The sequence below is a fragment of the Petrotoga sp. 8T1HF07.NaAc.6.1 genome (assembly GCF_016772115.1).
Taxonomy (GTDB): Bacteria; Thermotogota; Thermotogae; order Petrotogales; family Petrotogaceae; genus Petrotoga; species Petrotoga mobilis.
The window spans coordinates 153,978-179,948 of record NZ_AUPG01000001.1; the positions used below are offsets into that span (position 1 = coordinate 153,978).

Annotated in this window: 25 protein-coding genes and 3 pseudogenes; 16 read left to right on the plus strand and 12 right to left on the minus strand. The window is 33.9% G+C overall.

Features of this window, described 5'->3' with window-relative positions; genetic code table 11:
• Positions 1-10: 10 nt before the first annotated feature.
• The 10 genes and pseudogenes from dxs to NAAC61_RS00780 all read right to left on the minus strand — a co-directional run bounded on the left by dxs (position 11) and on the right by NAAC61_RS00780 (position 9,445).
• Positions 11-1,855: a 1-deoxy-D-xylulose-5-phosphate synthase gene (gene dxs, locus NAAC61_RS00735; RefSeq protein WP_202694944.1), complete on the minus strand. Its 1,845-nt coding sequence runs from the start codon at positions 1,853-1,855 to the stop codon at positions 11-13.
• A 61-nt stretch (positions 1,856-1,916) separates the two neighbouring features.
• Entirely contained in the window at positions 1,917-2,351 is a 435-nt protein-coding gene (nusB, locus tag NAAC61_RS00740; RefSeq protein WP_202694945.1) for a transcription antitermination factor NusB, read from the minus strand.
• Positions 2,344-2,787 carry an Asp23/Gls24 family envelope stress response protein gene (locus NAAC61_RS00745; RefSeq protein WP_202694946.1) on the minus strand — a complete coding sequence of 148 codons (444 nt, stop codon included), beginning with the start codon at positions 2,785-2,787 and terminating at the stop codon, positions 2,344-2,346. Before NAAC61_RS00745 ends, nusB begins: the two co-directional genes overlap by 8 nt.
• A 54-nt stretch (positions 2,788-2,841) precedes the next feature.
• Positions 2,842-5,294 (minus strand): annotated as a pseudogene (mutS, locus tag NAAC61_RS00750) (DNA mismatch repair protein MutS).
• Between the two features lie 165 nt (positions 5,295-5,459).
• The gene (gene clpP / locus NAAC61_RS00755; protein WP_103065505.1) at positions 5,460-6,077 is read right to left on the minus strand and encodes an ATP-dependent Clp endopeptidase proteolytic subunit ClpP; all 618 of its coding nucleotides are present in this window, start codon (positions 6,075-6,077) and stop codon (positions 5,460-5,462) included.
• A gap of 3 nt (positions 6,078-6,080) precedes the next feature.
• Positions 6,081-6,386, minus strand: coding sequence for an extracellular matrix/biofilm biosynthesis regulator RemA family protein (locus NAAC61_RS00760; protein WP_233186707.1), 306 nt, complete (start codon positions 6,384-6,386; stop codon positions 6,081-6,083).
• Positions 6,387-6,466: 80 nt separating this feature from the next.
• Positions 6,467-6,739, minus strand: coding sequence for a hypothetical protein (locus tag NAAC61_RS00765; protein WP_103065507.1), 273 nt, complete (start codon positions 6,737-6,739; stop codon positions 6,467-6,469).
• Positions 6,740-6,834: 95 nt separating this feature from the next.
• Positions 6,835-8,241 carry an exodeoxyribonuclease VII large subunit gene (gene xseA, locus NAAC61_RS00770; protein ID WP_103065508.1) on the minus strand — a complete coding sequence of 469 codons (1,407 nt, stop codon included), beginning with the start codon at positions 8,239-8,241 and terminating at the stop codon, positions 6,835-6,837.
• Positions 8,213-8,894 (minus strand): annotated as a pseudogene (gene rsmI / locus NAAC61_RS00775) (16S rRNA (cytidine(1402)-2'-O)-methyltransferase). Before rsmI ends, xseA begins: the two are co-directional and overlap by 29 nt.
• Entirely contained in the window at positions 8,882-9,445 is a 564-nt protein-coding gene (locus NAAC61_RS00780) for a hypothetical protein (RefSeq protein WP_103065510.1), read from the minus strand. The pseudogene rsmI and the gene NAAC61_RS00780 overlap by 13 nt, the downstream one beginning before the upstream one ends.
• A gap of 260 nt (positions 9,446-9,705) precedes the next feature.
• On the opposite strand from NAAC61_RS00780, the gene acpP reads away from it, so the two are divergent.
• From acpP to NAAC61_RS10945, 14 genes and pseudogenes are all read left to right on the plus strand, one after another.
• A complete protein-coding gene (gene acpP / locus NAAC61_RS00785; RefSeq protein ID WP_012208836.1) occupies positions 9,706-9,963 on the plus strand; it encodes an acyl carrier protein in 258 nt (85 codons plus the stop codon).
• An 84-nt stretch (positions 9,964-10,047) separates the two neighbouring features.
• On the plus strand, positions 10,048-11,631 hold the full coding sequence (locus tag NAAC61_RS00790; protein ID WP_103065511.1) for a CTP synthase: 1,584 nt from the start codon (positions 10,048-10,050) through the stop codon (positions 11,629-11,631).
• 15 nt (positions 11,632-11,646) lie between these two features.
• Positions 11,647-13,092: an alpha-amylase family glycosyl hydrolase gene (locus NAAC61_RS00795; protein WP_103065512.1), complete on the plus strand. Its 1,446-nt coding sequence runs from the start codon at positions 11,647-11,649 to the stop codon at positions 13,090-13,092.
• A gap of 37 nt (positions 13,093-13,129) precedes the next feature.
• Positions 13,130-13,648 carry a transglycosylase SLT domain-containing protein gene (locus tag NAAC61_RS00800; protein WP_237729683.1) on the plus strand — a complete coding sequence of 173 codons (519 nt, stop codon included), beginning with the start codon at positions 13,130-13,132 and terminating at the stop codon, positions 13,646-13,648.
• A 400-nt stretch (positions 13,649-14,048) separates the two neighbouring features.
• Entirely contained in the window at positions 14,049-14,834 is a 786-nt protein-coding gene (locus NAAC61_RS00805) for an ATP phosphoribosyltransferase regulatory subunit (protein WP_103065513.1), read from the plus strand.
• Complete coding sequence (gene hisG / locus NAAC61_RS00810; protein WP_103065514.1) at positions 14,831-15,463, plus strand: ATP phosphoribosyltransferase; 633 nt, start codon at positions 14,831-14,833, stop codon at positions 15,461-15,463. The genes NAAC61_RS00805 and hisG overlap by 4 nt, the downstream gene beginning before the upstream one ends.
• Positions 15,464-15,513: 50 nt before the next feature.
• A pseudogene (hisD, locus tag NAAC61_RS00815) lies at positions 15,514-16,644 on the plus strand (histidinol dehydrogenase); the annotation flags it as partial.
• Positions 16,641-17,177, plus strand: a complete 537-nt coding sequence (hisB, locus tag NAAC61_RS00820) for an imidazoleglycerol-phosphate dehydratase HisB (RefSeq protein ID WP_103065516.1) — start codon at positions 16,641-16,643, stop codon at positions 17,175-17,177. The pseudogene hisD and the gene hisB, both read left to right, overlap by 4 nt.
• An 11-nt stretch (positions 17,178-17,188) precedes the next feature.
• Complete coding sequence (hisH, locus tag NAAC61_RS00825; RefSeq protein ID WP_103065517.1) at positions 17,189-17,779, plus strand: imidazole glycerol phosphate synthase subunit HisH; 591 nt, start codon at positions 17,189-17,191, stop codon at positions 17,777-17,779.
• Between the two features lie 49 nt (positions 17,780-17,828).
• Positions 17,829-18,488: a 1-(5-phosphoribosyl)-5-((5-phosphoribosylamino)methylideneamino)imidazole-4-carboxamide isomerase gene (gene hisA / locus NAAC61_RS00830; protein ID WP_237729684.1), complete on the plus strand. Its 660-nt coding sequence runs from the start codon at positions 17,829-17,831 to the stop codon at positions 18,486-18,488.
• Positions 18,488-19,246, plus strand: coding sequence for an imidazole glycerol phosphate synthase subunit HisF (hisF, locus tag NAAC61_RS00835; protein ID WP_012208845.1), 759 nt, complete (start codon positions 18,488-18,490; stop codon positions 19,244-19,246). Before hisA ends, hisF begins: the two co-directional genes overlap by 1 nt.
• A complete protein-coding gene (hisIE, locus tag NAAC61_RS00840; RefSeq protein WP_012208846.1) occupies positions 19,233-19,889 on the plus strand; it encodes a bifunctional phosphoribosyl-AMP cyclohydrolase/phosphoribosyl-ATP diphosphatase HisIE in 657 nt (218 codons plus the stop codon). Before hisF ends, hisIE begins: the two co-directional genes overlap by 14 nt.
• The gene (locus NAAC61_RS10940) at positions 19,886-20,293 is read left to right on the plus strand and encodes an aminotransferase class I/II-fold pyridoxal phosphate-dependent enzyme (protein ID WP_202694947.1); all 408 of its coding nucleotides are present in this window, start codon (positions 19,886-19,888) and stop codon (positions 20,291-20,293) included. The genes hisIE and NAAC61_RS10940 overlap by 4 nt, the downstream gene beginning before the upstream one ends.
• Positions 20,290-20,982 (plus strand): pyridoxal phosphate-dependent aminotransferase, encoded by a 693-nt coding sequence (locus tag NAAC61_RS10945; RefSeq protein ID WP_202694948.1) that lies wholly within the window; start codon positions 20,290-20,292, stop codon positions 20,980-20,982. The genes NAAC61_RS10940 and NAAC61_RS10945 overlap by 4 nt, the downstream gene beginning before the upstream one ends.
• A gap of 59 nt (positions 20,983-21,041) precedes the next feature.
• Here NAAC61_RS10945 and NAAC61_RS00855 read toward each other — a convergent pair whose 3' ends face one another.
• Positions 21,042-22,208: an iron-containing alcohol dehydrogenase gene (locus tag NAAC61_RS00855; RefSeq protein ID WP_202694949.1), complete on the minus strand. Its 1,167-nt coding sequence runs from the start codon at positions 22,206-22,208 to the stop codon at positions 21,042-21,044.
• Between the two features lie 123 nt (positions 22,209-22,331).
• Positions 22,332-23,432 carry an NAD(P)H-dependent flavin oxidoreductase gene (locus tag NAAC61_RS00860; protein ID WP_121567545.1) on the minus strand — a complete coding sequence of 367 codons (1,101 nt, stop codon included), beginning with the start codon at positions 23,430-23,432 and terminating at the stop codon, positions 22,332-22,334.
• A gap of 221 nt (positions 23,433-23,653) precedes the next feature.
• Here NAAC61_RS00860 and NAAC61_RS00865 point away from each other — a divergent pair, with 221 nt between their 5' ends.
• Together NAAC61_RS00865 and obgE are read left to right on the plus strand one after the other, a co-directional pair.
• Positions 23,654-24,625 carry a cation diffusion facilitator family transporter gene (locus tag NAAC61_RS00865; protein ID WP_121567544.1) on the plus strand — a complete coding sequence of 324 codons (972 nt, stop codon included), beginning with the start codon at positions 23,654-23,656 and terminating at the stop codon, positions 24,623-24,625.
• A gap of 16 nt (positions 24,626-24,641) precedes the next feature.
• Positions 24,642-25,964, plus strand: coding sequence for a GTPase ObgE (gene obgE, locus NAAC61_RS00870; protein WP_121567550.1), 1,323 nt, complete (start codon positions 24,642-24,644; stop codon positions 25,962-25,964).
• Positions 25,965-25,971 lie beyond the last annotated feature (7 nt).

The following is a 25,971-nucleotide window of genomic DNA, read 5'->3' on the forward strand; positions in this document are numbered from 1 at the left end:
ACTCTCCCTTTTATTCATAAGATGATTGAGTTTTAACCTTTGAGATGATTTTTTCAAAGTTTTCCTTTATCGCTTTTATAGAAAGACCGCATTCGTCTAATTGTTCTTCTCTTGTTGCATGAGAAACAAACTCATCTTTCACACCAAATGGGTAAATTTTTTTATTTCTCAGTTTGAATATCTCTTCGTTGAAACCACCTTTCAAACTTCCCTCTTCATAAACAAAAATATATTCAGCCCTTTGTTCTAATATTTCCAAAAAGTACTCATTTAAAGGTTTGACACTTCGTACCCCGATTATATTAACGTCATAATCTTTAAGAGCATCATAAACATTTTGAGAGATAGTTCCAACAGCAAGGGCGTATATCCCAGAATCAGCCATTTTTAGATACTTCCACTCACCATCTACTATTTGAAGATTGTCGAGTATATTTTGTATTTCTATCGTTTCTCCATCTCTTGGAAATCTAATAAACCGAGGCTTTTTCAAACCCTTTATTACAGAAGTGTAAATCATATTAGCTAAATCTTGGGCGTTCAACGGCGTCCAGATTTCAACATTTGGAATTAACCTCGTATATGCTATATCAAAAACCCCATGATGAGTTGGACCATCTTCTCCAACCAAACCAGCCCTATCCAACAAAAATAGAACTGGGATCTTTTGTAAGGCTACATCATGAATAAGTGAATCAAACGCTCTTTGCATGAAAGTAGAGTAAATATCAACAACCGGCAAAACCCCACCTAAAGACAGAGCAGACGCCGTAGTGACTATACTTGGTTCGGTGATACCCATATCGATGACCTTGTCAGGGCATATTTCTTGAAGGACATTTAACCCAGTCCCATCGGACATGGCTCCCGTAAAAGCTAAAAACTCATAATCTTTTAAATGAGATAACGTATGCCCAACAATTTTACTGTAAGAGACTTTGTTCAGTTCTTTTTTGGATACGCCATGATATTTGGTGGGAGATTTCTCGGTTTCTTCGAAACCTTTGCCTTTTGTGGTAACAACATGCAGTATTACAGACTTCTCATCATAAGCTTTAATGAATTCTAAAAACTCTTCCATTTTTTTGATATCATGTCCATCGACGGGTCCATAATACTTGATTCCTAACTCCTCAAACAGTGATGCTGGAGTATCGTAAATAGAGAATTTTAAAGCGTTTCTGACTTTCTTTAAAACTGATTCTACATCCTTACCCAAAGAAGAATCTTCTAAAGAACTCTTTAAAATTTCTTTTGCTTGGGTATATTCTTTTTTTATTCTAAAATTATTCAACAATTGGGAGATCGTTCCTACATTTTTTGAAATAGCCATGTTGTTATCGTTTAGAACTATTTTAACTTTTACATCTTGATAGTTCAACTGATTTAACGATTCAAGAGCCATCCCACAACCTAAGGCTCCATCTCCAATAACAGCAACTATATTCCTTTTCCTGTTTTTTATCTTATCAGATAGTGCATAACCCAAAGAGGCTGCTATGGAAGTCCCTGCATGCCCAGCACCGAATCTATCCGCTGGTGATTCGTAGATATTTGTGTACCCACTTATGCCACCTTTTTCACGTATGGTTTTGAAATCTTTCCAACGGCCCGTCAAAAGTTTGTGCACGTAAGATTGATGACTGGTATCCCAAATAATAACGTCTTCTATGGGGTCAAATATCCTGTACAATGCAATTGTTAATTCCACAACGCCCAAATTCGAAGCAAGATGACCATTGTTGTTGTATACAACGTTAAAAATATACTTTCGAATTTCTTGGGCTATTTCTTCTAATTCTTTGTAACTCATGTTCTTAAGTGCATTATACAGAGGAGTATTTTGTGAGGTCATACATGTCGTATAGATTTTAGTTACTTAAAATCTATACTTCCCCCCTTTCAATTTTATGGCTCTACATAATCGATGCTTGTGAACGTGCGATCTTATCCATAATTCCATTAACAAAAGCTGCGGCTTTTTGAGTCGCATAAGTTTTGGTTAACTCCGTTGATTCATTTAATATTACTTTGACGGGTATATCTTTTTTGTTTATTAGCTCGTAGATAAAGATTCTCATTACTGTTTTTTCAATGTTTCCTATTCTTTCTACGCGCCAACCTTCTGAGTATTTGTTGATCAACGCATCATACTCATTTTTATTTTTATAAATATCTTCAATATATTGTTTAGCTTCCAAATAATAACTTTCTTCTAAATGTACCTTTTCGTTTAATTTTTCGAAAGTGAATAATATGTTGTCTAATTTAACATCCTTTATTGATAGTTGGAAAAGACTTTCAAAAATTAGCTTTCTCATCATTCTTTTTTTTGGTATGTTTTCACTCATTCTTGCCCTTTTGCTCTTCATCCTCCTTTTCAGTTTCAGGGGATTCTTCATTTTCCAAGGGTTCTTCTTCCGTTTCTTCCATTTCTTCGTATTCCTCTTCCAACTCTTCTGGTTTTACAAGATTTTCGATGGATACGTCAATATTCGATACATAGACCTCTGCAATTCTTTCGAGATCGTCTTTAATAGCTTTTTGAATATTTTTAGAAAATTCAACAATGTTTTGACCGTATTTAGCAGGTACCTTTAACGAAATGCTGACACTGGCATCGTCATTAATTGTAATCTTTATACTTTTTTGCAATTCTTTTTGAATTTTCTCGTTATACACCTTTTGTTCTTTCAGATAACCTTCTACACTTTTGAAAACTAAATCTTTTAACACATTTTCTGAAATGCTTATTTCTCCAAAATCATTTTCCTCGTTCAAAGGCATTGTTTTTCCCTCCTTAAGATTAATATTTTACCTATTTTGTAATTATATCATAAATTAAAACATTTTTAACTGATTTTCCTGTGATTCATATTTTTTCTTGTTAATATTTTTAATTCTCTTCAACCTACTTTCCAAGTCAACTCTATTTGACAGTTGAGACAATATTTCTTTTGATCTTTCAATTATTTCTATGGGAAATCCTGCCAATCTTGCTATTTCTATACCGTAACTGTTGTCACTGGTGCCATCTTCAATTTTGTGTAAAAATATAACCCCATCCATAGTTTCTAAAACTTTTATCCTTTTTGCAGCAACTTCTTCGTATATATGTGACATATAAGTTAACTCAGTATAATGGGTAGCGAAGATTGTATTGCATCTTTTAACTTGAAATAAATATTCTGAAATTGCCCATGCGACAGAAATACCATCTAACGTACTCGTACCTCTTCCCACTTCATCAAGGAGGACAAGACTGTTATCCGTTGCTTTATTCAATATAGTTGAAACCTCTAGCATCTCGACTAAAAAGGTTGATTTTCCGCTAACTATATCGTCCCTTGCTCCGATTCTTGTAAATATACCATCATAAATAGGGATTTCAGCCTTTTGGGCGGGAACAAAGCAACCAATTTGTGCCATCACACTTATGAGCCCTATTTGCCTTATAAAAGTTGATTTTCCACTCATATTAGGACCTGTCAAGATTATATAAAACTTATCTTCACTTAAATATAAGTCGTTAGGAGTAAACTCATCTACATATCTTTCCACCACCGGATGTCTTGCGTTGATTATCTTTATTTCTTTGGAGTTTTGCACAAAAGTTGGTCTTTTGTAATTGTAAACTCTACTAACCTCTGCGAAAGATCTGAAAACGTCAAGTTCAGCGATCTTATTGGAAAGTTCTTCTATTTTATCTACATATTGACTTAGATGTGTTAATGCCTTATCGTAAATATCTTTTTCAATAACCTTTATTTTTTCTTCTGATAATGCTAAGCGCTGTTCAACTTCCTCCAATTCTTTTATTGTATACCTTTCCGTATTAACTAACGTTTGTTTCCTTACGTAATTATCGGGAACTTTAGAGGATTGCGCTTTCGAAACTTCTATATAGAAACCATAGATCTTATTCCTTCCTACTTTCAAACTGCTAATCTTAGTTTTTTCTTTCTCCCTCTTTTCAATACCTTTTAAAACACTATCTAGGTTATTAAATATGTTTCTGTATTCATCTAACTCTTCTGAAACACCTTCTTTAATTACTTTCCCGCTACCAGGAACAAGAGATGGTTCTTCGATAATGGTATTTTCGATAAAATTTTTAACTTCTTTAAGGACATCTATACCATCAAAAAAATCAGACAATCCTGGATTTGAAGTTAAAGATTCGATTATATAGGGAACCACTTCCAAAGAATCCTTTAACGCAACAAGGTCTTTTGGGGTTGCCTTCATCAAGGAAATCCTGGAAGAGATCCTTTCAAGGTCTTTTATAGATGACAAATATTCTTTTAGTTCTTCTAATAAAAGAGGATCTTCAACTAAATGTTCGACTTTGTTTAACCTTTCTTCTATATTTTCTTTATCGGTCAAAGGAGTAAGGATGAATTCTCTCAATTTCCTATTCCCCATACTGGTTTTTGTTAATTTTAGAATGTCGTAAAGAGTTTTCCCCTTGTTTGAATTGGTGGGAAGAATACCAAGATTTTCTATAGTGTTGGAATCTAAAAACATGTATTTTTTTGTCTTAAATCTTTTTGGAAGTTTCATGTGTTTGATTTTTGAAAATTGTGTGACTTCTAAATACTTTAAAACGGCGTCGGCTACTTTTAATTCATCATCGTCGTAATCCAAATGATCAAGACTTAAAACTTCGTAGGTTTCTTTCAAATGGTCTTTGAAATTGTTTGAAAAGTACCATTCGTCCAATATTTCTACATAAATCTCGTTGGTTAAATTTTTTATCTTTTTTGATAGTTGTTCAAGTTCTTTAGATAACAAAATCTGTACCAAACCAAAAGAGGAAATAAAGTCCAATAGTTCATCCTCTTTGAAGTCAAATGAATCTAAATAGAAGTCACCGGTTGAAAAATCAAAAATAGCTATTTTGTACAAATTCCCATTTTTGGTAATTAAGGCGGCAAATCTGTTACTTTCTTCCAACATTCCTTCGTCTATGATGGTACCAGGCGTCAGTATTCTAGTTACTTTTCTATCGACTATACCTTTTGAACTTTGAGGATCCTCCATCTGTTCACATATAGCTACTTTATACCCGGCATCTAAAAGCTTTTTAAATAGTTGTTTAAGGCATGGTATGGAATCCCTGCCATAGGATTACCATTTCTTTTCGTTAAGACAATTTGCAATATTTCACTGACTTTTTTGGCATCTTCAAAAAAAGTTTCATAAAAATCTCCGAGTCTAAAAAGTAAAATAGAGTCTTTATATTCTTCCTTTATCTTTAGATATTGCTTTATCATCGGAGTTAAGTCACTCATAATTGATCCTCCTCACATTCTTTGACGCCATGTTACCTTTTAACAATTGGTTTATTACTAATATATCATCTCTTTAATCAAAAGAAGGACGCATTATTTCAGGCGCCCTCTTTTGATTTGAAAAGTTAATAAAATTTGGTTGGTGATAAATAAAACGGTGTTCCATTATTTTTCGTTGTTTTCTTTAGTGGTGGCTTCACTCTTGGTTGTTATAACTTTATCTATGAGACCATAGTTTAGAGCTTCTTGTGCATTCATAAAAAAGTCTCTCTCAGTATCTTTTTCTATTTTTTCTAAAGATTGTCCAGTATGTTTACTAAGTATGTTGTTTAGATCATCTTTTAATCTTAAAATTTCTCTAGCGTGTATTTGTATATCGATCGCTGTTCCTTCGGCGCCACCCCAAGGTTGATGTATCATTATTCTTGAATAAGGTAAAGAATACCTTTTACCTTTTGCACCAGCAGCCAATAATACCGCTCCCATAGAGGCAGCCTGACCTATACATATAGTTGAAATATCTGGCTTTACGTACTGCATCGTATCGTATATTCCTAATCCTGAGGTTACAGAACCTCCTGGAGAGTTTATGTATAAAAATATATCTTTGTCTGGATCCTGAGATTCTAGGAAGAGTAATTGGGCAATTATTACATTAGCCACATCATCGTTTATGGGTGTCCCTAAAAAAACTATTCTATCTTTCAACAATCTAGAATAGATATCATAAGCCCTTTCGTATCTTCCTTCAGTTTCTATAACTACCGGCATAGGTATTGACATAATTTATCGCCTTCCTTTCTTGATCTTTTCTATAATTTTTTTGGCTTCAAGTGTAGATAACACTATTTGACCGCTATCCATGTAAATAATCGATTTGACTGCTTTGCCATATGAAGCATCAATTAAACTGACAGAAGCAGTTAAAGGTGGAGGCAAATTTTCTAACTCGTTTGCATCTCCAAACTGAGTAACTACATCTATTCCATGATAAATCTTTTTTATTTTACTAAACTGAACAAAGGAATCTGGGACTATAGAATGAATCCTCTCTGTAGGCACAAAAACACCTTTTCCAACCGATATAAACATTCCTATCAATCTTCCTCTTCCATATGCTTTTTGCTAAATTAATTATACACAACAAATATTATTTTTTGATTAAATTATCCTTAATCGATATCAGCCGACTCGCTCAATTGATTTTTTATCTTTTCGTATTTTTCATCAATTTGTGCTTTTTCTTCCTTTAAGCCGACTAATTTTTCTCTTGCGTAGGTGAGTATATCCAACGCTTTTTTGTAAATTTCAAGGGCATTTTCAATGTCCAATTCGTCTTGCTTTTCATTTTGAAAGTAATCGTTGATACGTTCTAAGAGTTCTAATTGTTCTTTGAAGCTCAAGTTTTTAATTTCTTCCTCACTGAGTTTAATTATTTCTTCCATCCTTCTTATTCACCTCTTTCATTGAATTTCTTCTTGCTTTTAGAAACTTTAACCATGTTTAGCGCCCCTTCGCCCCGCAGCCCGCCCATCTAAAGTTATCCCCATTTTTGAATCTTTTCGATGCTAGATTCAGCTTCTCCATCTTTAAATATTAATTTAACCTCGTCTTTTGTTTGTAATTTTTCAACACTATCAATGATATCTTCGCCTTTTTTTACCAAAACTCCGTTATTTAAAAAAGCACCAAAAGGACTCGACTTAGTGAGCTCTTGAAAAGTACTAAATAAAAGCCTTTCTGATACTTCGAACTTACTTTTCAACTCAGAAATAATTTCATTCGTTGTACTTATTATATTTTGATTGTAAGTTTTGATGCTATATTCTATGAATCTTTGAATATATAGTAATTTGTTTAAAGAGATTGATTTTTCACTACTTTCAATCATTTGATTAATTTTTCTATTAATGCTAAGTTGATCTTCGTCCAAAACTCTGAACATATTTATCAATTCTCTACCGAGGTAGTATTTAATGTTGTTAATTGTATTGAAAGAAAGTAAGTTCTCCATTTGGGAATAAACATTGGTAAAAGAATAGGTTATATTTTTTTCTAAAGTTTCTAGAGTATCTGCGAAATAGTTAATTTGGTTGACTATGTCTCTTGATACCTCTGTAGGTGTTGAATAGTTTTTCCAACTAACATAATCAGGGATTGTAGAATCTTGCTCGTGACCTATTCCTGTAAGAACAGGGATCTTTCTATTAAACTTTGCTATAAGAGAACCAAGTTCAAAATCATCAAAATACATCAGATCGCTTTTTGAACCGCCTCCTCTAATTATAACAACTACATCGTAATCGATGCTTGACTTTAAAATGGCAAACAAGGCTTTTTTGATTCCAGGCACTGTTTCTGCTCCCTGCATGGGGGCAGGGTATAGGTGTACAATAGGAATAAACCTAGAATGATTAATGTTTTTTTGAAAATCTCCAAAACCTGCGGCGGTTGGTGAAGTAATAACGGCTATCTTTTTTATTGGATCAAGTTCTATTAGTTCATGTTTCACTTTCCTCAAAAGGTTGCTCTTTTCCAGCTTTTCCAATATTTCTTTTTTCTTCTTTTCTATTTCAGAAGCACCTAAAGGTATTATTGATGAGCCTGATACTACATACTTAGCTTCTCTTTTCCAAAAATTAACAACCCCTTGAAACTTCCATCTTTTGTTGAAGAGTTCCCTTTCGTTGTCAATACTGCAATGTTCAAAAACATATGGAACAACAGTTTGGCTGAAAACAACTGTTATTGAATAATTGGAACTTCCCACCCTTTGAGAAAGTTCGACGTAGAGATCCCCTCTTTTGCTATACTTTGCATGAGTTACATCACCTATAACCTCGATCTCTTGTCTGTAAAGAGGAGAACTGCTGAATATACTGTTCAAATATTCTATCAACTCTTGTATACTTTCAAATTTAAATTCTTCTTGTTGGGAAAATAACAACGGTAAGCTCTCCTTTCACTTGATCTTTTGATTCAAAAAATTTTATCCCTTCAGAAATCTTCCCTTTAAAAAATTCTTGATACAGTTTCGTCATTTCTCGAGCAACGAGTACATCTATCTCTCCAAAAATTTCCAAAATCTCTTGCAAGGTTTTTTTTTATTCTATTTGGAGATTCAAAAAAAACTATTGGATATTCGAACTCTTTTATCTCTCTCAAAAGTCTTCTCAATTTTTTATCCCGAGGTAAAAAACCTAAGAACAAAAACTTCGAAGCAGGGAATCCACTCACAGCTAAAGCAGAAGTTAAGGCTGAAGGGCCTGGCACCACATCTATTGGAATACCTTTTTCCCAACATCTTTGTACTAAGTTAAAGCCAGGATCTGCTAAAACAGGCATACCCGCATCTGATACTAAGGCTGTTATATTATGACTTTCAATCAAAGATAGAACTGTGTCCATAATCTTTTCTGAGTTTGCCTCGTTGAAAGTGAATAACTCCTTTTTGCCCAGTTCAAAATGATTTATCAATTTCAAGGTAACCCTTTTATCCTCCGTGAGTATCAAGTCAGCTTCTTTCAAGGTTTTTAAGGCTCTTAAAGAAATATCTTCTAAATTACCTATGGGTGTGCCAACTAGAATTAATTTTCCCATTTTGATTTTTCACATCCAATAATTTTGTTTAAATCGCATTGATGTTCTCCTGCAAAGTCGGAATTGTTGTATCCATCTAAATAAGTTAAGTCTTCCAATTTCCAGAAAATGTCGCCTAAAAAATCCATCAAGAACCTAGTTAAATCAACCTTTTTTCCCTTTTCTTCTATTTCTAGAAGATACATTATCTCCGAAAATTCTTTTTTATACCTTATACAATTATCAGGGTTTAACAACTCATCTACTACTATTTCCGGGTCTTTATTTAAAAGATATCTTTTTTTCATTACCATCCTTTGACTTTTTAAATTGTCAAAATCAATATCTTCTTCTTTTATAAACCCTTCTTCCTCTTCTCTAAGTCCTTTTTTTATTTCTTTTTTAAGATTTGTAGTCCACACTTTTTCGCCCTTTTTTATCTCTAACCGCGTTCTCAAACCATTTTTATCGTACCATTGAAGTATAAGCCATTCATCAAAGGCCTTTGTGACTAACTTTTTAAATGTATATTTATCGGGTATTCTATACTTTCTCTCATTCTCATATTTCAATGCAATCTCCTCTTTACTTAACTTGTATATATATAATTATACCATATCAACGCCATTTTCTTTGAACAACGCTCAAAATCTTGTTAAATATCCTTGAAAAAGAATTTTTAGGTTATAAAAAAGAGAAATTTCATAAATATTTTACTTTTATGAAAATAAGAAACTTGACAAAACCAAAATAACTCATTATAATTGACACGAATTTTATCAATGACCAACGTTCGGAAGATGATAAATTATGGCTAAGGAGGTAAACGAATATGACAAAGGATGAGTTGTTCGAAAAAGTAAAAGAAATAATCGTAGATACATTGAGTGTCGACGAGGATGAAGTTACGTTGGATGCCTCATTTACCGATGATTTAGACGCGGATTCTTTAGAGCTAGTGGATTTGACCATGGCTTTTGAGTCTGAATTCGGAGTAACGATAGAAGATGAAGAGTTAGAAAAAATCAAAACCGTTGAAAATGCGGTTAATTTATTATCTGAAAAATTGAACATCGACGATGAGGATTGAATTAATCACAAAAAGAGGGGAGCTTTCGCTCCCCCTTGTTTTTTAAAATATGGTAATTTTTTCTTAAAAAAGAGGTGAAAAATAATGGCTGAAAAATATATTATAGTAACCGGCGGCGTACTCAGCGGTATAGGAAAAGGAGTCGTTTCTGCTTCAATAGGAAGGCTTTTAAAAGAACTGGGATTAAAAGTCAATTCTTTGAAAATAGATCCCTATCTAAACGTAGATGCAGGAACTATGAACCCAAATCAACATGGAGAAGTTTTTGTGACAGAAGATGGTTACGAAGCAGACCTTGATTTGGGCCATTACGAAAGATTTTTAGGGATAGAGATGAAAAGTTTTAACAATATGACAGCTGGCCAAGTGTATAAATACGTTATCGAAAAAGAAAGGGAAGGAAAGTATTTAGGAGCCACCGTTCAGATGGTGCCTCACGTCACCGAAAGAATAAAAGAAAGAATCGAAGAGATAGACACAGAAGTCTTGCTCATTGAAATAGGGGGTACCGTTGGCGATATTGAAGGTGAAATATTTTTAGAGGCAGTAAGAGAGCTATCCTTTGAGAAAGGCCGAGAAAATTTTATGTTTATACATGTAACCTTTGTTCCCTATTTACATGTAACCAACGAGTTTAAAACCAAGCCAACCCAACAATCTATTCAACTTTTAAGAAGAATAGGAATCCAACCAGATATGCTTTTGGTAAGAACGGAAAAAGAGATAGATCTTTCCAGTCTTGAAAAAGTAGCTCTGTTTGGCGGCGTCCCTTTAGAGTACGTTGTCAACCTTCCTGATTTAGCCAATGTTTATGAAGTTCCTCAAATGCTATATGAAAAGAATATTCATGCGCTTATCTCAAGTAAATTGAATCTGGAAATATCAAAAGAAGTAGGAGAATTAAGTTGGAAATGTCCCAAAACATTTAAAAACCTAAAAATTGCTATGATTTGCAAGTATTTAGGTACCGATGATGCCTACAAGAGCATAATGGAAAGTGTTTTTTTAAGTGGCACTAAAAGGCCCGATCTAATCAACTCCGAAGAACTGGAAGAAATGAATGAAGAGGAAATTAGAATACTTTTAAGTAAATACGAAGGTATAATTATCCCAGGTGGATTTGGATCAAGAGGAATAGAAGGAAAAATAAAGGCTATAAAATATGCTCGTGAAAATAATGTTCCTCTTTTAGGGATTTGTCTGGGTATGCAACTAATGGTCATTGAGTATGCCAGAAATGTTTTCGACTACAAAGAAGCTAATTCTACAGAATTCGATGAAAATACTCCTTATCCTGTTATAGATTTGATGGAAGAACAAAAAAAGATGTTGAATTTGGGTGGTACTATGAGACTAGGCGCTCAAAAAATTGAAATATTTCCAAATACGAAACTTCACAAGATTTATGGAGAAAAAAATTCTGTCCTTGAAAGGCACAGACACCGTTATGAAGTCAATTACAAAGAGTTCGAGAATATGTTTGAAAAAGGAAAAAATGTTCCTAATAAACTTTCTATTTCAGCTATGACAGATTTCGTTGAAGCCATTGAATTGAATTCTCATCCTTTTTATATTGGCATTCAATACCATCCAGAATTTAAAACAAAAGTTGGAGATCCGCATCCTATCTTCAAAGCATTTATTGAAGCAATAGAACAAAATAAGTGAAAAGGGGGAAAATAAATGACTTTTTATGAATTATATTTACGTTCTTTTTATGATTCAAATGGTGACGGCCTGGGAGATTTACAGGGATTAAAACAAAAACTGGATTACCTTTGTGATTTGGGAGTTGATCATGTCTGGTTCTTACCAATTATGAAATCTCCAGCCTTTCATGGTTATACAGTCTCCAATTTTTTTGAGGTTAACCCTGTTTATGGGGATTTAAAAGATTTAAGAGAGACATTAAACGAGGGCCACAAGAAAGGTATTAAATTTATCCTTGATCTTCCCATTAATCACGTTGCAGTTACATCAGAATGGTTTCAACGCGCACTTAGGGGAGAAGAGCCCTACAAAAATTGGTTCATTTGGGCTAACGAGAAAGCTGATTTAGAAGAAAAAAGGCATTGGGATGAAAGTAAAATCTGGCAAAAGATAGGTGACAGATATTTTTACGGCATCTTCGGTCCTGCCTCTCCTGACCTTAATTTTGAAAGCAAAGAATTGTGGGAAGAGATAAAAAGGATCTTTAAATTCTGGTTAGACAATGGTTTTGATGGTTTTAGATTGGACGCTGCAAAACACATTTTTGATTTTGACATTGAAAAGATGAGATTCCATTACCAACATGAAAAAAATATCGAATTCTGGAAAGAGATGGTTAGCTATATAAAATCCATAAAAAACGATGCTTTAGTTATAAGTGAGGTCTGGGATGCACCGGAAATAGTAAGAAAGTACGAAGGAATATTCGATATAAGTTTTAATTTTCCTCTTGCAGAGGATTTAAAGATGACGCTAAAGAACGAATCACCTCAGGAACTAGTAGAAACATTGAAAAAATGTATGACAGAGTATCTACCAAATGGTAAGGTTCTATCTATGTCAGGTAATTTTTTAACTAATCACGATATGACAAGGATTCTGTCTGACTTAAAAGACGAGGAGAAAGTAAAGTTAGGTTTTTCAATTCTTTATACCCTTCCAGGGATTCCTTTTATCTACTATGGCGAGGAAACAGGAATGAAAGGCATACCCCTTGACGTTAATTTTACCGAAGACAGTCAAGAACCATTTCATTGGTACGAAAATGGTTTTGGACCTGGTCAAACGGAATGGAAAGGGTATAAATTCAACCCTCCATATTCGGGGGAATCTTTTGAAGAGCAGATAAACAAGAAAAATTCGATTTTAAATATCATAAAAAATTTGATTAGATTTAGAAAGTCTAACCCATGGATTGACGATGCACGGATCGAGATTTTGAATTTTGACCAAAATATGGTAAAATTAAGGTGTTATAGTCAATTAAATGAATTTATAGCTTATTATAACCTAAAATCTTCCAAATGCTCCGTTTTGCTTGAAAATGGAGAAGAATTATTGTCTATTGGAAACAATAAAGCAGCACAAGGTTATGTTGAACTTTCACCTTACGGTGTTTATTTAATCAAAAAAAGTTGAAGGGATTGTGGGGGTCCATTAGAGAGGTGATACAAAAATGCACAAAAAACGATACACTACTATTATAATGCTCTTAACGCTTTCGTTGGCAGCGTTCTCTTTATCCCCCTATGTAAATGTTAACAATCAAGAGGATGTCAAAGAAGATATAACTATTAAAACCGTTTTATTCGATTTTATTTCATCACAATACAAACTAGCAGTCGGGAAAGATATGCCACAAGATAGGTTGCAATTACTTGTTTCCTCCATTATGGAAGCTTCAAAAATCTTTGAAATATCCCCTTTGATGATAGCGGCAATAATAGACACTGAAACAAATTTCAAAAATATTATTGGCAGTTACGGAGAAGTAGGTTACATGCAGCTTAGACCATCAACCGCGCAGTTTGTTGTAAACAAATATTATGACCTTTTTGCAAGCTTGAATTATACTGAAACGAGTTTGGATTGGATTGAAGAAAGACTTTTATTAGATCCTAGGTACAACATACTTGTCGGGACAGCTTATTTGAAGTATTTGATGGAAACTCACGGCGATCCTTACAAAGCCTAGGGTGGTACAATGGCGGCGGAAATGATTATTACGCAAATAAAGTAGTTTATAACATAAATAAGATTGCCATTAAATATCCCATTATTTAAAAAAGCTATCTGACTTTTGTTCAAACAATTTATTTGATTGACATTGTTGCAAAAATATGATAAAATTTTGTTAGTTGGTTTGATTATTTGTTATAAACGGGGTAAATATAATGTCTAATTTTAAAACGAGCATCAATTCAAAAACATTGTTTAATTTAAATACTCATCATCATACATGGCGTGGCCGAGTTAACACATGCCATGTATGTTGTTATTTATAAATCACCGCATACAAGGCTAAACGTAATAACCGGTCACGAATAATTGTGACCGGTTTTTTATTTTTAAAATACAAAAGAAAGGGGTTTAAAATGAAAAAAGACATCTTTACTGAATCTCAAAAATTATCAAATATCGTTAGCAAAATTAGGAGTGTCCTATTTAAACACGATTTTTATGAACTGTTTCCCCCTTCTATAACAAAGTATTCTGAAAATTTAATAAAGGGGCTGAAATTTGCTGATGGAAGAAATTTTTACCTTTTAAAACCCGATGTGACTTCTTGGTTGATCGACATGGATAAAGTAGAAGAAAAAGAAAAAGTATTTTACATTTCGGAAATTTTAGATGAAAATTTATCCGGTGTTTGGCAGTTTGGATTTGAAATACTAAATGGAGAAGAAGTCAAAATCGAAGAAGAAATTCTGCGTTTAACCATCGAAATTCTATCACTGTTGGATATAAAAAATTTCTTTATAGACGTAAGTTCAATAAGGAGTTGGGAGAGAATTTTAAAAACAGTCCCACAATACAGAGACAAAATTTTAAGGGCTGTTGAGTTGAGAAATTTTGAGATCATTGAAAACCTTCCGCTGGATGAGGGGGTAAAAGCATCTATAGCTACTCTTTTCAATTACAGAGGAAAAGAAACAAACATTCCAAAATTAAACACAATAATTAAAAACATTAACGACCCAAGAATATATATCGATCTTGGAACAATGAAATACATGAATTACTATGAAGATGTTGTATTTGAAATTTATTCACCGGATAATGGTTACCTTTTAGGCAACGGTGGTCAATACAAGATAAACGGCAAATATTCGTGTGGAATGGCTTTAAATTTGGATATTATAGGGGAGATGATGAGATGACAACAATATCAGCCGCATTGCCATCAGGAAGATTGCTGGAAGACAGTAAGGCTTTTCTAAAAAAGATAGGTATAAATGTTAAAGAACCTGCGAAGAGAGAACTTATATCATATGAAAATGGTTATGCCTTTTATTTTCCAAGAGCTTTTGATGTCCCTGTATACGTAGAAAATGGAGTAGACATTGGGATATGCGGAAGTGATGTTGTCCTTGAAAGAAACAATGAAGTGTATATTCCATTAGAACTACCTTTTGGTAAATGTAGAATGAGTATCATCTTACCAGAAAACAGAGAAATATCTTTTCAAAATATGGAAGGATACAAAATAGCGACCAAATACCCTGAAATTACAAAAAATTTCTTTTCTGAAAAGGGTTTAAAGGTGAAGATACTCAAGTTAAATGGAGCGGTAGAATTGGCAGCAAAAACCGGTATAGCGGATGCCATAGTAGATATTGTTGATACGGGAAACACGATAAAAGCAAACAATTTAAAAGAGTCATACAAGATAATGGATATCTCCGCAGTACTCTTGGTAAACAGGATAACCCAAAAAACAAAGTTCGATTTTATAAACGATCTAATAAATAAGGCAAAGAATTATAAAAACGGAACAAAAGAACTCTGAGCAAATTCTAGAGTCTATAAAGACGGTGCAAAAAATCGAAGGAGGGAAAATCAATGGAATTGCAGAGCTATGTTTCACAGATATTAAACGACATAAAAAACAACGGAATGCTTGCAGTAAAAAAGTATTCAAAACAATTCGATAATTATGATGGTGATTTAGAATTAAAAGTTGAAGAATGGGATATCGACGAAGTAATCCCAATGCAAGATAAAGAAATTATAGAAAGAACGATTCAAAGGTTAGAGGATTACCATCTAAAACAAAAAACAGAAGATATCTTGTATTCCAATGAATATAACTCAACCTACGGACTGATTAATAGACCCATAAACAGGATAGGTATTTATGTTCCTGGAGGTAAACCTCTACCTTCAAGTTTGTTGATGGTCGCCATTCCAGCAAAAATTGCAGGTGTAAAAGAAATGTTGATCACTTCCTCTCCAAAAGATGGGGTAATAAACCCTTACATAATTTATATAGCAAAAAAGTTAGGAATAAAAGAAATTTACAAAATTGGTGGAATTCAAGCAATAGCCGCTATGACATACGGCATAGGCATGAAGAAGGTAGATAAAATATTTGGTCCCGGAAATCAATATGTGAATGAAGCAAAACGACAGGTGTTTGGGGAAGTTGGGATAGACAGTTTGGCAGGACCATCAGAAATCTGTGTGATAGCCGATGAGACAGCAAAACCAGAATACATTCTAAACGACTTACTTTCCCAACTTGAACATGGTTATGAATCTAGAGCTTTCTTGGTCACTACTTCAAAAGAATTATACGAATATTGCGAAAGAGAAGGGATAGATAGATACCTTTTCAAAAGTATAGAAGATTGTGCTGCTAAAACTAATGAAATAGCACCTGAACACTTAGAGATAATGACAAAAGATCCTGAATCTGTACTACCACTCATACAAAATGCTGGGGCTATTTATTTGGGAGATTACACACCTGTACCGGCAGCGGATTATTTCTTGGGAGTTAACCACGTACTGCCAACGGGTGGTGCGGCACGTTTCTCCTCCGTTTTGAACTTATCAGATTTTACAAAAAAAATATCCGTTGCAAAAGTGAGTAAAGACGAGTTGTTAAAAGAGAGATACTTAGGTATAAGAATGGCGGAAATCGAGGGTATGTACCAACACAAAAAGTCTATGGAGGTGAGGAAATGAGAAGAAAAACTGACGAAACGGACATAGAAATAAATTATTCTAAGGAATTATTTGTTGATACCGGGGATCCTGTGTTAAACCATTTATTGAAAACCCTATTCTACTACATGGGAAAGAATGTAATTATCAAGGCAAAGTTCGATCTTAACCACCATTTATGGGAAGATATGGGTATAACAATCGGCCAATTTTTAAAGAATGAAGTGGAAGGCAAGAAGATAAAAAGGTTTGGAACCTCCATCCTACCAATGGACGACGCCCTTATTCTCGTTTCGATTGATATTTCAAGATCCTATACAAACATAGATATCGACATAAAAGATGCTGAAAAAGGGTTTGAATTAGGTAACTTCAAAGAATTAATTCTGGGGTTATCAAGGTATTTACAATCAACTATCCATATTAAGCAAATAAATGGTGAAAACGCTCATCATATAATTGAAGCTTCTTTCAAGGCATTGGGTAGCGCTTTAAAAACGGCCCTTGAACCAAGTGACAAACTCGAAAGTACAAATAGAGTTTACGAAGTATAGAGGTGGTAGATATGCAGAAAATAGTCATATTAAATGGTGGAGTTGGTAACTTTTCAAATGTCCAAAAAGCTGTCGGAGGCATTATTAGCAATGAAATAAATGACATAAAAAAAGGAGATAAAATCATACTACCCGGGGTAGGTTCTTTTGGAATAGTTTCAAATAACATAATTCCTCTAAAAGATTATATATTGGAACATATCGACAAAAACAAGCCTTTCTTAGGTATATGTTTAGGAATGCAACTGTTATTTGAAAGTAGCGAAGAAGGTGAAGGCACAGGACTTTCTTATTTACCTGGAAAAGTGGTTAAGTTTAAAAACATGAAAGTACCCCACATAGGTTGGAACAGTGTGGAATTTTCAAAAGATTCTCTGATTTTTCGAAGAATAGAGAATGGGAGTTTCTTCTATTTTGTACACTCTTATTACATAACAACTGAAGATCAATACACAATTTCATACACAGAATACGAAAGCAAAGGAAAAATTTGTAGATTTGCATCAAGTGTTCAAAAGGAAAATGTATTCGGAGTACAGTTCCATCCTGAAAAATCAGGCGAAAAAGGTATTAAATTATTAGAAAACTTTAAAAATCTATAACGAGGTGAAGTCTATCAACAACATAAAAATAATACCGGCAATAGACCTTATGAACAAAAAAGCGGTAAGACTCTTTAAAGGTAGCAAAAATGAAATAAAAGAATATGGAGATCCCATAGAAATAGCCAGAGAATTTTCAAAATATGTCGATCTGATTCATATTGTTGACTTAGATGGTGCCTTTGAAGGCTCTGTAAAAAACTTAGATGTTGTAAAACAAATAATCAAAAAAACCGGGTTGAAAGTTGAACTGGGTGGAGGATTAAGAACTTTTGAGAACATAAAAAATGCCTACGAAATAGGTGTTACTTATGTGATCATAGGTACGGCAGCCTTTAACTTAGAATTCTTAGAAAAAGTCACCAGTGCTTTTAACAATATAACCATTAGTTTGGATGTTGAGAGCGGAACTTTAAAAACAAAAGGTTGGTTAGAAAACTCACTAATTACCTTAGAAGATGCTTTTTCTATTTTTAAAAAATACACCAACAGATTCATATATACAGACACAAGCAAAGACGGAACTTTAGAAGGTGTTTCTTTAAACATAAAAAGATTCTGGCAAGATGAAGAAATAATATACGCCGGGGGTGTAAGTAAAAAAGAAGATTTAAAAAAATTGGAAAATATAGGTTTCGATGGGGCTATAATAGGAAAAGCTCTTTACGAAGGTAAAATCAATCTGCAGGAGTTAAGAGGTGAACGATAATGTTGACAAAAAGAATCGTAGCAGCCTTGGATATAAAAGAAGGAAGAGTCGTAAAGGGAGTACAATTTGAGAACATACGGGACGCGGGAGATCCTGTGGAACTTGCCAAAAAATATGAAAAAGATGGGGTTGATGAGATCGTATTCTTAGATATAACGGCATCTAAAGAAAAACGTAATATACTCAAAAACCTTGTTGAGGAAATTGCCAAAGAACTTTTCATACCTTTCACCGTGGGTGGTGGATTAAAAACAGTCGAACAAATGGTAGAAATAATAAAATGTGGAGCAGATAAAGTGTTCATAAATTCAGCTGCCGTTGAAAATCCAAATTTAATTAAAGAAAGTTCAAAAATAATAGGGAGCTCCAACGTAGTAGTTGCAATAGATGCAAAAAAAGACGTCGAAAGTGAAAAGTACTATGTATACACACACGGAGGAAGTAAAAAAACGGATTTAGACGCTGTTGAGTGGGCTAGAAAGTGTCAAGAGTTGGGAGCAGGGGAACTACTGGTTACTTCTATGAACACCGATGGAGTAAAAAAAGGGTATGACTTGAATTTAACCAAACAAATAGTTGACGCTGTAGAAATCCCAGTTATCGCCTCAGGTGGAGCGGGAGAAGTTAAAGATTTCATCGATGTTTTTCAAATAGGTGCAGATGCCGCTCTTGCTGCATCCATATTCCATTATGGTATCTACACTGCAAAAGACCTCAAAATCCAATTGAAGAAGGTGGGAATAAATGTTAGATTATAAACAAATAATAGACAAATTAGATTGGGAAAAAAACAATGGCCTCATACCTGTAATAGTTCAAGGTCTCGATGGTGACGTATTAACTTTAGGTTATACAGACAAAGAGGCTCTTAGTAAAACTCTACAAACAGGATATGTTCATTATTACTCAAGAAGCAAAGAAAGAATCAGAATGAAAGGAGAAACAAGCGGGAACTATCAAAAATTGAAAGAAGCGTTTGTAGATTGTGATAACGACACATTGCTCTTAAAAGTTGATCAAACAGGACCAGCTTGCCACTTAGGAACGAAAAGTTGTTTTAGAAAAATCGAACAAATTGACAAACTACCTGAATCTAATATAGATTACTCACTAGATTTTCTGAACCAATTAAAGGAAATTATAAAAGAGAGAAAAAAGAACCCAAAAGAAGGATCTTACACAACTTATCTGTTTAATGAAGGAAAGGAAAAAATCTATAAAAAGTTTGGAGAAGAAGCGGTCGAAGTTTTGGTTGCTCCAAATAGAGAAAGAACCATATATGAAACCGCCGATATGATTTATCACTTGTTGGTGTTATTAACCTACGAAGGAATAGATATAGGAGAAGTTGTTCAAGAATTAAAAAAGAGGCACTCACCAGAGGGGGGTAAGCAAAGTTGAAATTCAACCCAATTTTAGAAAGTTTTGAGGAATATAAACCTTCTAATATTAATATCAATGAAGGATTCATAGATCTCAGCAAAAATGAAAATCCATTCGATCTTTCTTTAGATCTTAAAAAGATCTTTTTCCAAAAGATAACAGAAACAAACATAAATCGGTATCCCGAATTAACCGCTGACAACATCAGACAAAAAATAGCGACTTTCTTAAACTCATATTTTTCAAAATATAATATAGATCTTGACATAAACAACATAGTGGTAGGAAATGGCAGCGATGAGATGATTTCTTACTTGGTTAAAATCTTTTCTGGAACCGAGGTAATAGTTTGTCCACCTACATTTGAAATGTACGAATTTTATTCTCTACTCAACGGCTTTTCAGTAAAAAAATCCCTTTGAACACCAATTACGAAATAAAAGACATAGATAAATCCGTAAATGATCAAACGGGTATGATATTCATCTGTTCGCCAAATAACCCTACTGGAAATTTACAACCCCAAAAAGAGATCTTAAAAGCTTTAAAAACAGGGGTCCCTGTAATTGTTGACGAAGCATATGCAGATTTCTCAAAAATAAGCATGATACAACATTTAAAAGACTACCCAAATCTTATAATATTAAAAACATTTTCCAAAGCGTTTGGATTGGCAGGTATCAGAGCAGGTATCTTAATAGCCAATGAAGAAATAGTTAAACAAATAATGAAAATAAAATCCCCCTACAGTTTCAACGTATTAACTGAAAAGATGGTGGAAACCATAATAGAAAATTACGATCCTGTTTTAGAAAAAATTGATTACATTATCGAAGAAAGAAATAAACTTTCAAAAGAGTTTGGACGAGTCGCCTTAAAAAGTGATGCTAATTTTGTACTTCTGGATTTTGATAAAATAGAAGGCTTAACAGCTAAAGATGTTTACAACTACTTTTTAGAAAATAAAATTCTTTTGAGAAAATACTCTGGGACTTTAGAAAATAAAATTCGAGTAACCGTTGGAACCAAAGAAGAAAATCAAAAGTTTCTATCGCTTTTTAAAGAATTAGTCAACAATTTTGATAAACAGATTAAGTCTTATGAACGTTAAAAAGCAATAATAACAAAAAGCATATCCTTAAAAATGGAAAAAGGGCTTAAAGCCCTTTTTTACCTTGCCAATTTTAAGATATTTAGAACATCTTCCTTGTAAAGTTTTACAAAGTTACCGACAGGTCCTCTTTCCGTTGCCTTTTGTGCCATTTCCTCGAATCTGTCATCGGGGACTTTCAATTCCTTCAAAGTTATTGGTAATTTTAAATCTTCTTTGTAATATTTTTCAAGTCTATTGATACCCTCTAAAGCTGTTTTTTCTAAGTTGAAGAAATCAGCTTCAACGTTCCAAACATTTACAGCATACCTAGCAAATCTGTTTAAATCGTGCCTATAAACATATTTCATCCAAGCAGGAAATAAGACAGCCAAACCTGCTCCGTGGGCGACGTCGTAAATGCCACTCACCTCATGTTCTATATCATGAGTTGCCCAGTCTTCTTCCCTTCCGGTTCCTAATAAACCGTTATGAGCAACGGTACCAGCCCACATAATTTCAGCTCTGACGTCGTAATTGTAGGGATCTTTGAGGGCTAAAGGTGCATTGTGAATTATAGTTCTCATTGTAGCTTCACTCAATCTATCCGTTAATTCCACATGCCTCGTGTTGGTGAAGTACCTTTCCATAACGTGGGTTAACATATCCACCGCTCCAACGGCTGTTTGAAAAGGTGGAAGTGTATAAGTCAGTTCAGGATTCATTATTGCAAAAACCGGTCTTAAAACATCGTAATTTATTGCTCTTTTGTACCATCCATCTTCATTTGTAATAACCGATCCCATACTAGCTTCACTACCTGCAGCAGGTATGGTTAAAATAACACCAACTGGAAGCGCTTCTTTCAAAGTTCCTTTCCCTTCGTACAATTCCCAAACGTCTCCTTCATACTTCATTCCAGCTGCTATGGCCTTTGCAGAATCTATTACACTTCCTCCACCCACAGCAAGTACAAAATTAATATTTTCTTTTTTACATATTTCAATACCCTTTCTCACCAAACTTAATCTTGGATTGGGTTGAACACCACCCAATTCAACAAATTCAACGCCCGCATTTTTCAAAGATTTTGCCACTTTATCATACAGGCCAGTTTTTTTAATACTTCCTTGCCCATAGTGTAATAAAATTTTACCGGAGTACTTTTTTACCTCTTCTCCCACCTTTTCCTCGGTATTTTTCCCGAAGATTATTCGTGTAGGACTTACAAAGTCAAAATTTAACATAACGCGACCTCCTCTTTTTTATTTTTTGTCTTTAATTTTTTAAATTTATCCTTAGAACCTCTTCGCATGGAATGAATCTTCTCAACTTTTGTTTGCGACCTAATTAATTACAAATTTCTGTATCTATGAGCGTTGAGGAGACGGTTCTTTCGCTTTATCTAGATTGAGTTCAAAAAGATAGTTTATTACCTCTTGTACAGTTGTAATTTTATCGATTTTGTAACCGTATTTACCACTAAAAACAAATCCATCATCTAAATTCCCCTTTGCTGCGTTAAGCAGAGCTTGGGCTATACAATAAGGAGCATCAACAAAATTACACGTTTTGATACAGTGATAAGGGCATTTGAAAGGCTTTTTAATCCCCTTTGAAACATCTTCTATAAACTTGTTTTTGATAGCTCTTCCCGGAAGACCTACGGGACTTTCAATTATTACTATATCTTCTTCTTTGGCTTTTATCAAAGCCTCTTTAAATTTTATATCGGCATCACACTCTTTGGTGGCTATAAAAGGAGTTCCTACTTGTATCCCCTTCGCCCCCAACGAAAAAATCCCTTTTACTTTTTCGGGTGTGTCTATACCACCTGCGGCAATTACGGGTACTTCTTTATTGTATTCTTTTTTAATTTCCTCACAGAAACCTACTATCTGAGGAACGGTAACTTCGAGTTGAAAATCGGGATTCTCTAGATCCCCTTTTTTAAATCCCAAATGTCCTCCAGCTTTTGGGCCTTCCACTATAAATGCATCAGGAATGTACTTATATTTCATCCACCATTTTTTGAATATTATTTGGGCAGCTTTTAAAGAAGACACTATAGGAACTAACTTTGTTTTAGAGTCTTTACTTAGAAATTCAGGCAGATTTAACGGCAATCCTGCTCCAGATATTATTAAATCTATTTCTTCTTTTATCGCTGTTTTCACAAGCTCTTTATAATCAGTCAAAACGGTCATTATATTAACGCCAATTATTCCCTTTGTCTTTTCTCTTGCCTTTCTAATAACCTTTTTGAGGCCTTCTATATTAGCTTCTTTCACTTTTCTCGTTTCAGGATTTTCTATTAAGCCGATTCCTGCAGTACCTATTACTCCAATCCCTCCGGCGTTTGCTACCGCAGATGCTAAATTATCAAGGGAAATACCAACGGACATGCCCCCTTGGATTATTGGCAACTTTGGAACTAAACCATTGATGTTTAAAATATTTATTAGATTCACTCTCCTTTTTTGTCTTCTATACAGCTTTTAGTTGCTTTGGCACTTTTCGCCCCACTGCTCACCCATTTAATTACTCATTTAAATTATATCATAAAAGAACTTTATGTGAAAAAAAATTGCATTCAAAGAATATTACTTGTGGTATAATAAGCAATGCACATAGGTGTATTGAATTTCAATTTTAGCTGACATTCACTGAAGTCAACAAAGGAGAATACTATTTGAAGAAAACACTAAATGAAGAAAATTTTCAGATTAATTCAACAAGAGAAAAATTAGCCGCAAATGCCTCCTGGATGGGAATAATAATAAACGGTGCTCTTGCTTTTTTTAAATTAGTTATCTCTTTCATTACGGGGAGCATGGCGATTTTAGCTGATGGAATAGATACTACAACGGATATAATAACTTCCATACTAACTTTAATTGCATCGAAAATTTCAAGTAAACCCGCAGATGAGAGCCATCCTTTTGGCCATGAACGAGCTGAAACGATAGTTACTAAGGTTTTATCTTTAGTGATTATTTACGCCGGTTTTCAGGTTCTTATAGGTGCTATTCAAAGTATAATAACCCATAGTTTTTCAATTTATAGGCCTTATTTAGTGCTATGGATTTCTTTGATTTCGATATTTACCAAATATTTTTTATACAAATATAAATTCTCCGTCGGAAATAAAATAAGAAACTCTTCTATAGTGGCGGATGCTTTAAATATGAGAAATGACATTTTAACTTCTTTGTCTGTATTAATTGGCATTATATTTTACCTTACGTTAAACATAATGTGGGTGGATTCGCTGGTGGCGATTATTGTATCCGCGTTCATATTCAGAGTTGGAATAAAGATGTTTCTAGAAACCTCAGATGAGTTTATGGGTAGTTCAAAAGAATTAGGAGAAATTTATTACAATACTTTAGAAGCCGTTGAAAAAGTTAGCAAAGCCAATAATCCTCATAAAATCAGGGTGAGAAAAGCAGGATATGTTTATTTTGTCGAACTTCATATCGAAGTCGAAGAAGAAATGAGCGTAAAAGAAGCTAATGAAATAGCGTCGCAAGTTGAAAAGGAATTAAAGAAAATAAATCCTTACATAAAAGATGTGATGATCCACGTAGAACCTTTAGGGAACAACGAGGAAGAAGAATTTGGATTCGATAAAAATTCTATTAAAAGAATTTTTGATAAATAAGTGGAGGTGTAACGTTTTGATCGGTGATTTTGTAGATGAGGTGAACATCAAAGTGATTGCTGGAAAAGGAGGCGATGGAGCTGTAAGCTTTAGAAGAGAAAAATTTGTAGAAAAAGGCGGACCAGATGGTGGAGACGGAGGAGATGGTGGTTCGATCATCATCAAATCAACCCTCAATAAAAATACATTGGTAGATTTTAAATACAAGAAGATTTTTAGAGCAGAAAACGGGGAAAACGGTAAAAATAAAAATAAAGCTGGAAAAGCCGGAGAAGATGTTTTGATTGAGGTACCTGTTGGCACTTGTATCTATGATCTTGAAACCAACGAACTGCTTTCAGATTTAAAAGCTCCACAGCAATATTTGGTTGTTGCTCGTGGTGGTAAGGGTGGCAAGGGAAATGCCAGATTTGCAACTTCAACTCTACAAGTTCCAAGGATCGCTGAAAAAGGTGTGGAAGGTGAAGTCAAAAATCTAAAGCTCATTTTAAAAATTGTCGCAGATGTTGGCTTGATTGGTTATCCTAACGTTGGTAAATCAACATTAATTTCAAGGATTTCAAACGCCAAAGTGGAAATCGCTGATTACCCTTTTACAACTATAGTTCCAAATTTAGGTGTGGTAAAAGTCGACACAGATTATTCTTTCGTAGTAGCTGATATCCCCGGCCTTATAGAGGGAGCACATTTGGGAAAAGGTCTAGGAGATCAATTTCTAAGGCATATTGAAAGATGTTCTATTTTGGTACATCTTATAGATATATCTTGCTTTGAAAGAGATGACCCAGTAGAGGATTATATAAATATTAGAAAAGAATTAGAGTCTTTTTCTCATATTCTTTTGAAAAAGAAAGAGATTATTGTTGCAAATAAGATAGATGCGGTAGACAAAGACACCCTCGAAAAGAGATTGACGGATTTCAAAAATAGAACGGGTAAAGATATTTATCCTATATCTTCTTATACTGGTGAAAACATTCAAGAGCTCATAACTATTGTATGGAATAGTATAAGCAAAGAAAAAATTGAACAGCAAAAGTTCTTCCAAAAAAGGTTAAAATCCAATGTCACAGAAAAAATAAAAATACAACCTGTCAACTATGAACCCGATCCTTTTATAAAAATCAACGTTGTAAAGTTGGATAATGAAACATTTGAAGTTGTGGGAGACGGCATTGAAAAGTTGCTAAGTAGATACGATATCCATCAAAAAGATTCTCGTCTGTTAATTTTAAATACATTAGAAAAAAACGGATTGAATAAAATTCTAAGAAATGCAGGAGTTAAAGAAGGAGACACGGTATACATTGGAAATTTTTCTTTTGAATACATACCATAAGAAAAGG

What these genes read in the sequence shown, in the direction of transcription:
- dxs (WP_202694944.1), bottom strand. Translation starts at nt 1,855, where the DNA reads ATGACCTCACAAAATACTCCTCTGTATAATGCACTTAAGAACATGAGT.
- hisB (WP_103065516.1), top strand. Translation starts at nt 16,641, where the DNA reads ATGAGAAGAAAAACTGACGAAACGGACATAGAAATAAATTATTCTAAG.
- NAAC61_RS00745 (WP_202694946.1), bottom strand. Translation starts at nt 2,787, where the DNA reads ATGCCTTTGAACGAGGAAAATGATTTTGGAGAAATAAGCATTTCAGAA.
- NAAC61_RS00800 (WP_237729683.1), top strand. Translation starts at nt 13,130, where the DNA reads ATGCACAAAAAACGATACACTACTATTATAATGCTCTTAACGCTTTCG.
- NAAC61_RS00790 (WP_103065511.1), top strand. Translation starts at nt 10,048, where the DNA reads ATGGCTGAAAAATATATTATAGTAACCGGCGGCGTACTCAGCGGTATA.
- NAAC61_RS00855 (WP_202694949.1), bottom strand. Translation starts at nt 22,208, where the DNA reads ATGTTAAATTTTGACTTTGTAAGTCCTACACGAATAATCTTCGGGAAA.
- hisF (WP_012208845.1), top strand. Translation starts at nt 18,488, where the DNA reads ATGTTGACAAAAAGAATCGTAGCAGCCTTGGATATAAAAGAAGGAAGA.
- nusB (WP_202694945.1), bottom strand. Translation starts at nt 2,351, where the DNA reads ATGAGTGAAAACATACCAAAAAAAAGAATGATGAGAAAGCTAATTTTT.
- hisA (WP_237729684.1), top strand. Translation starts at nt 17,829, where the DNA reads ATGAACAAAAAAGCGGTAAGACTCTTTAAAGGTAGCAAAAATGAAATA.
- clpP (WP_103065505.1), bottom strand. Translation starts at nt 6,077, where the DNA reads ATGTCAATACCTATGCCGGTAGTTATAGAAACTGAAGGAAGATACGAA.
- NAAC61_RS00805 (WP_103065513.1), top strand. Translation starts at nt 14,049, where the DNA reads ATGAAAAAAGACATCTTTACTGAATCTCAAAAATTATCAAATATCGTT.
- NAAC61_RS00795 (WP_103065512.1), top strand. Translation starts at nt 11,647, where the DNA reads ATGACTTTTTATGAATTATATTTACGTTCTTTTTATGATTCAAATGGT.
- hisH (WP_103065517.1), top strand. Translation starts at nt 17,189, where the DNA reads ATGCAGAAAATAGTCATATTAAATGGTGGAGTTGGTAACTTTTCAAAT.
- hisIE (WP_012208846.1), top strand. Translation starts at nt 19,233, where the DNA reads ATGTTAGATTATAAACAAATAATAGACAAATTAGATTGGGAAAAAAAC.
- NAAC61_RS00760 (WP_233186707.1), bottom strand. Translation starts at nt 6,386, where the DNA reads ATGTTTATATCGGTTGGAAAAGGTGTTTTTGTGCCTACAGAGAGGATT.
- acpP (WP_012208836.1), top strand. Translation starts at nt 9,706, where the DNA reads ATGACAAAGGATGAGTTGTTCGAAAAAGTAAAAGAAATAATCGTAGAT.
- hisG (WP_103065514.1), top strand. Translation starts at nt 14,831, where the DNA reads ATGACAACAATATCAGCCGCATTGCCATCAGGAAGATTGCTGGAAGAC.
- NAAC61_RS00765 (WP_103065507.1), bottom strand. Translation starts at nt 6,739, where the DNA reads ATGGAAGAAATAATTAAACTCAGTGAGGAAGAAATTAAAAACTTGAGC.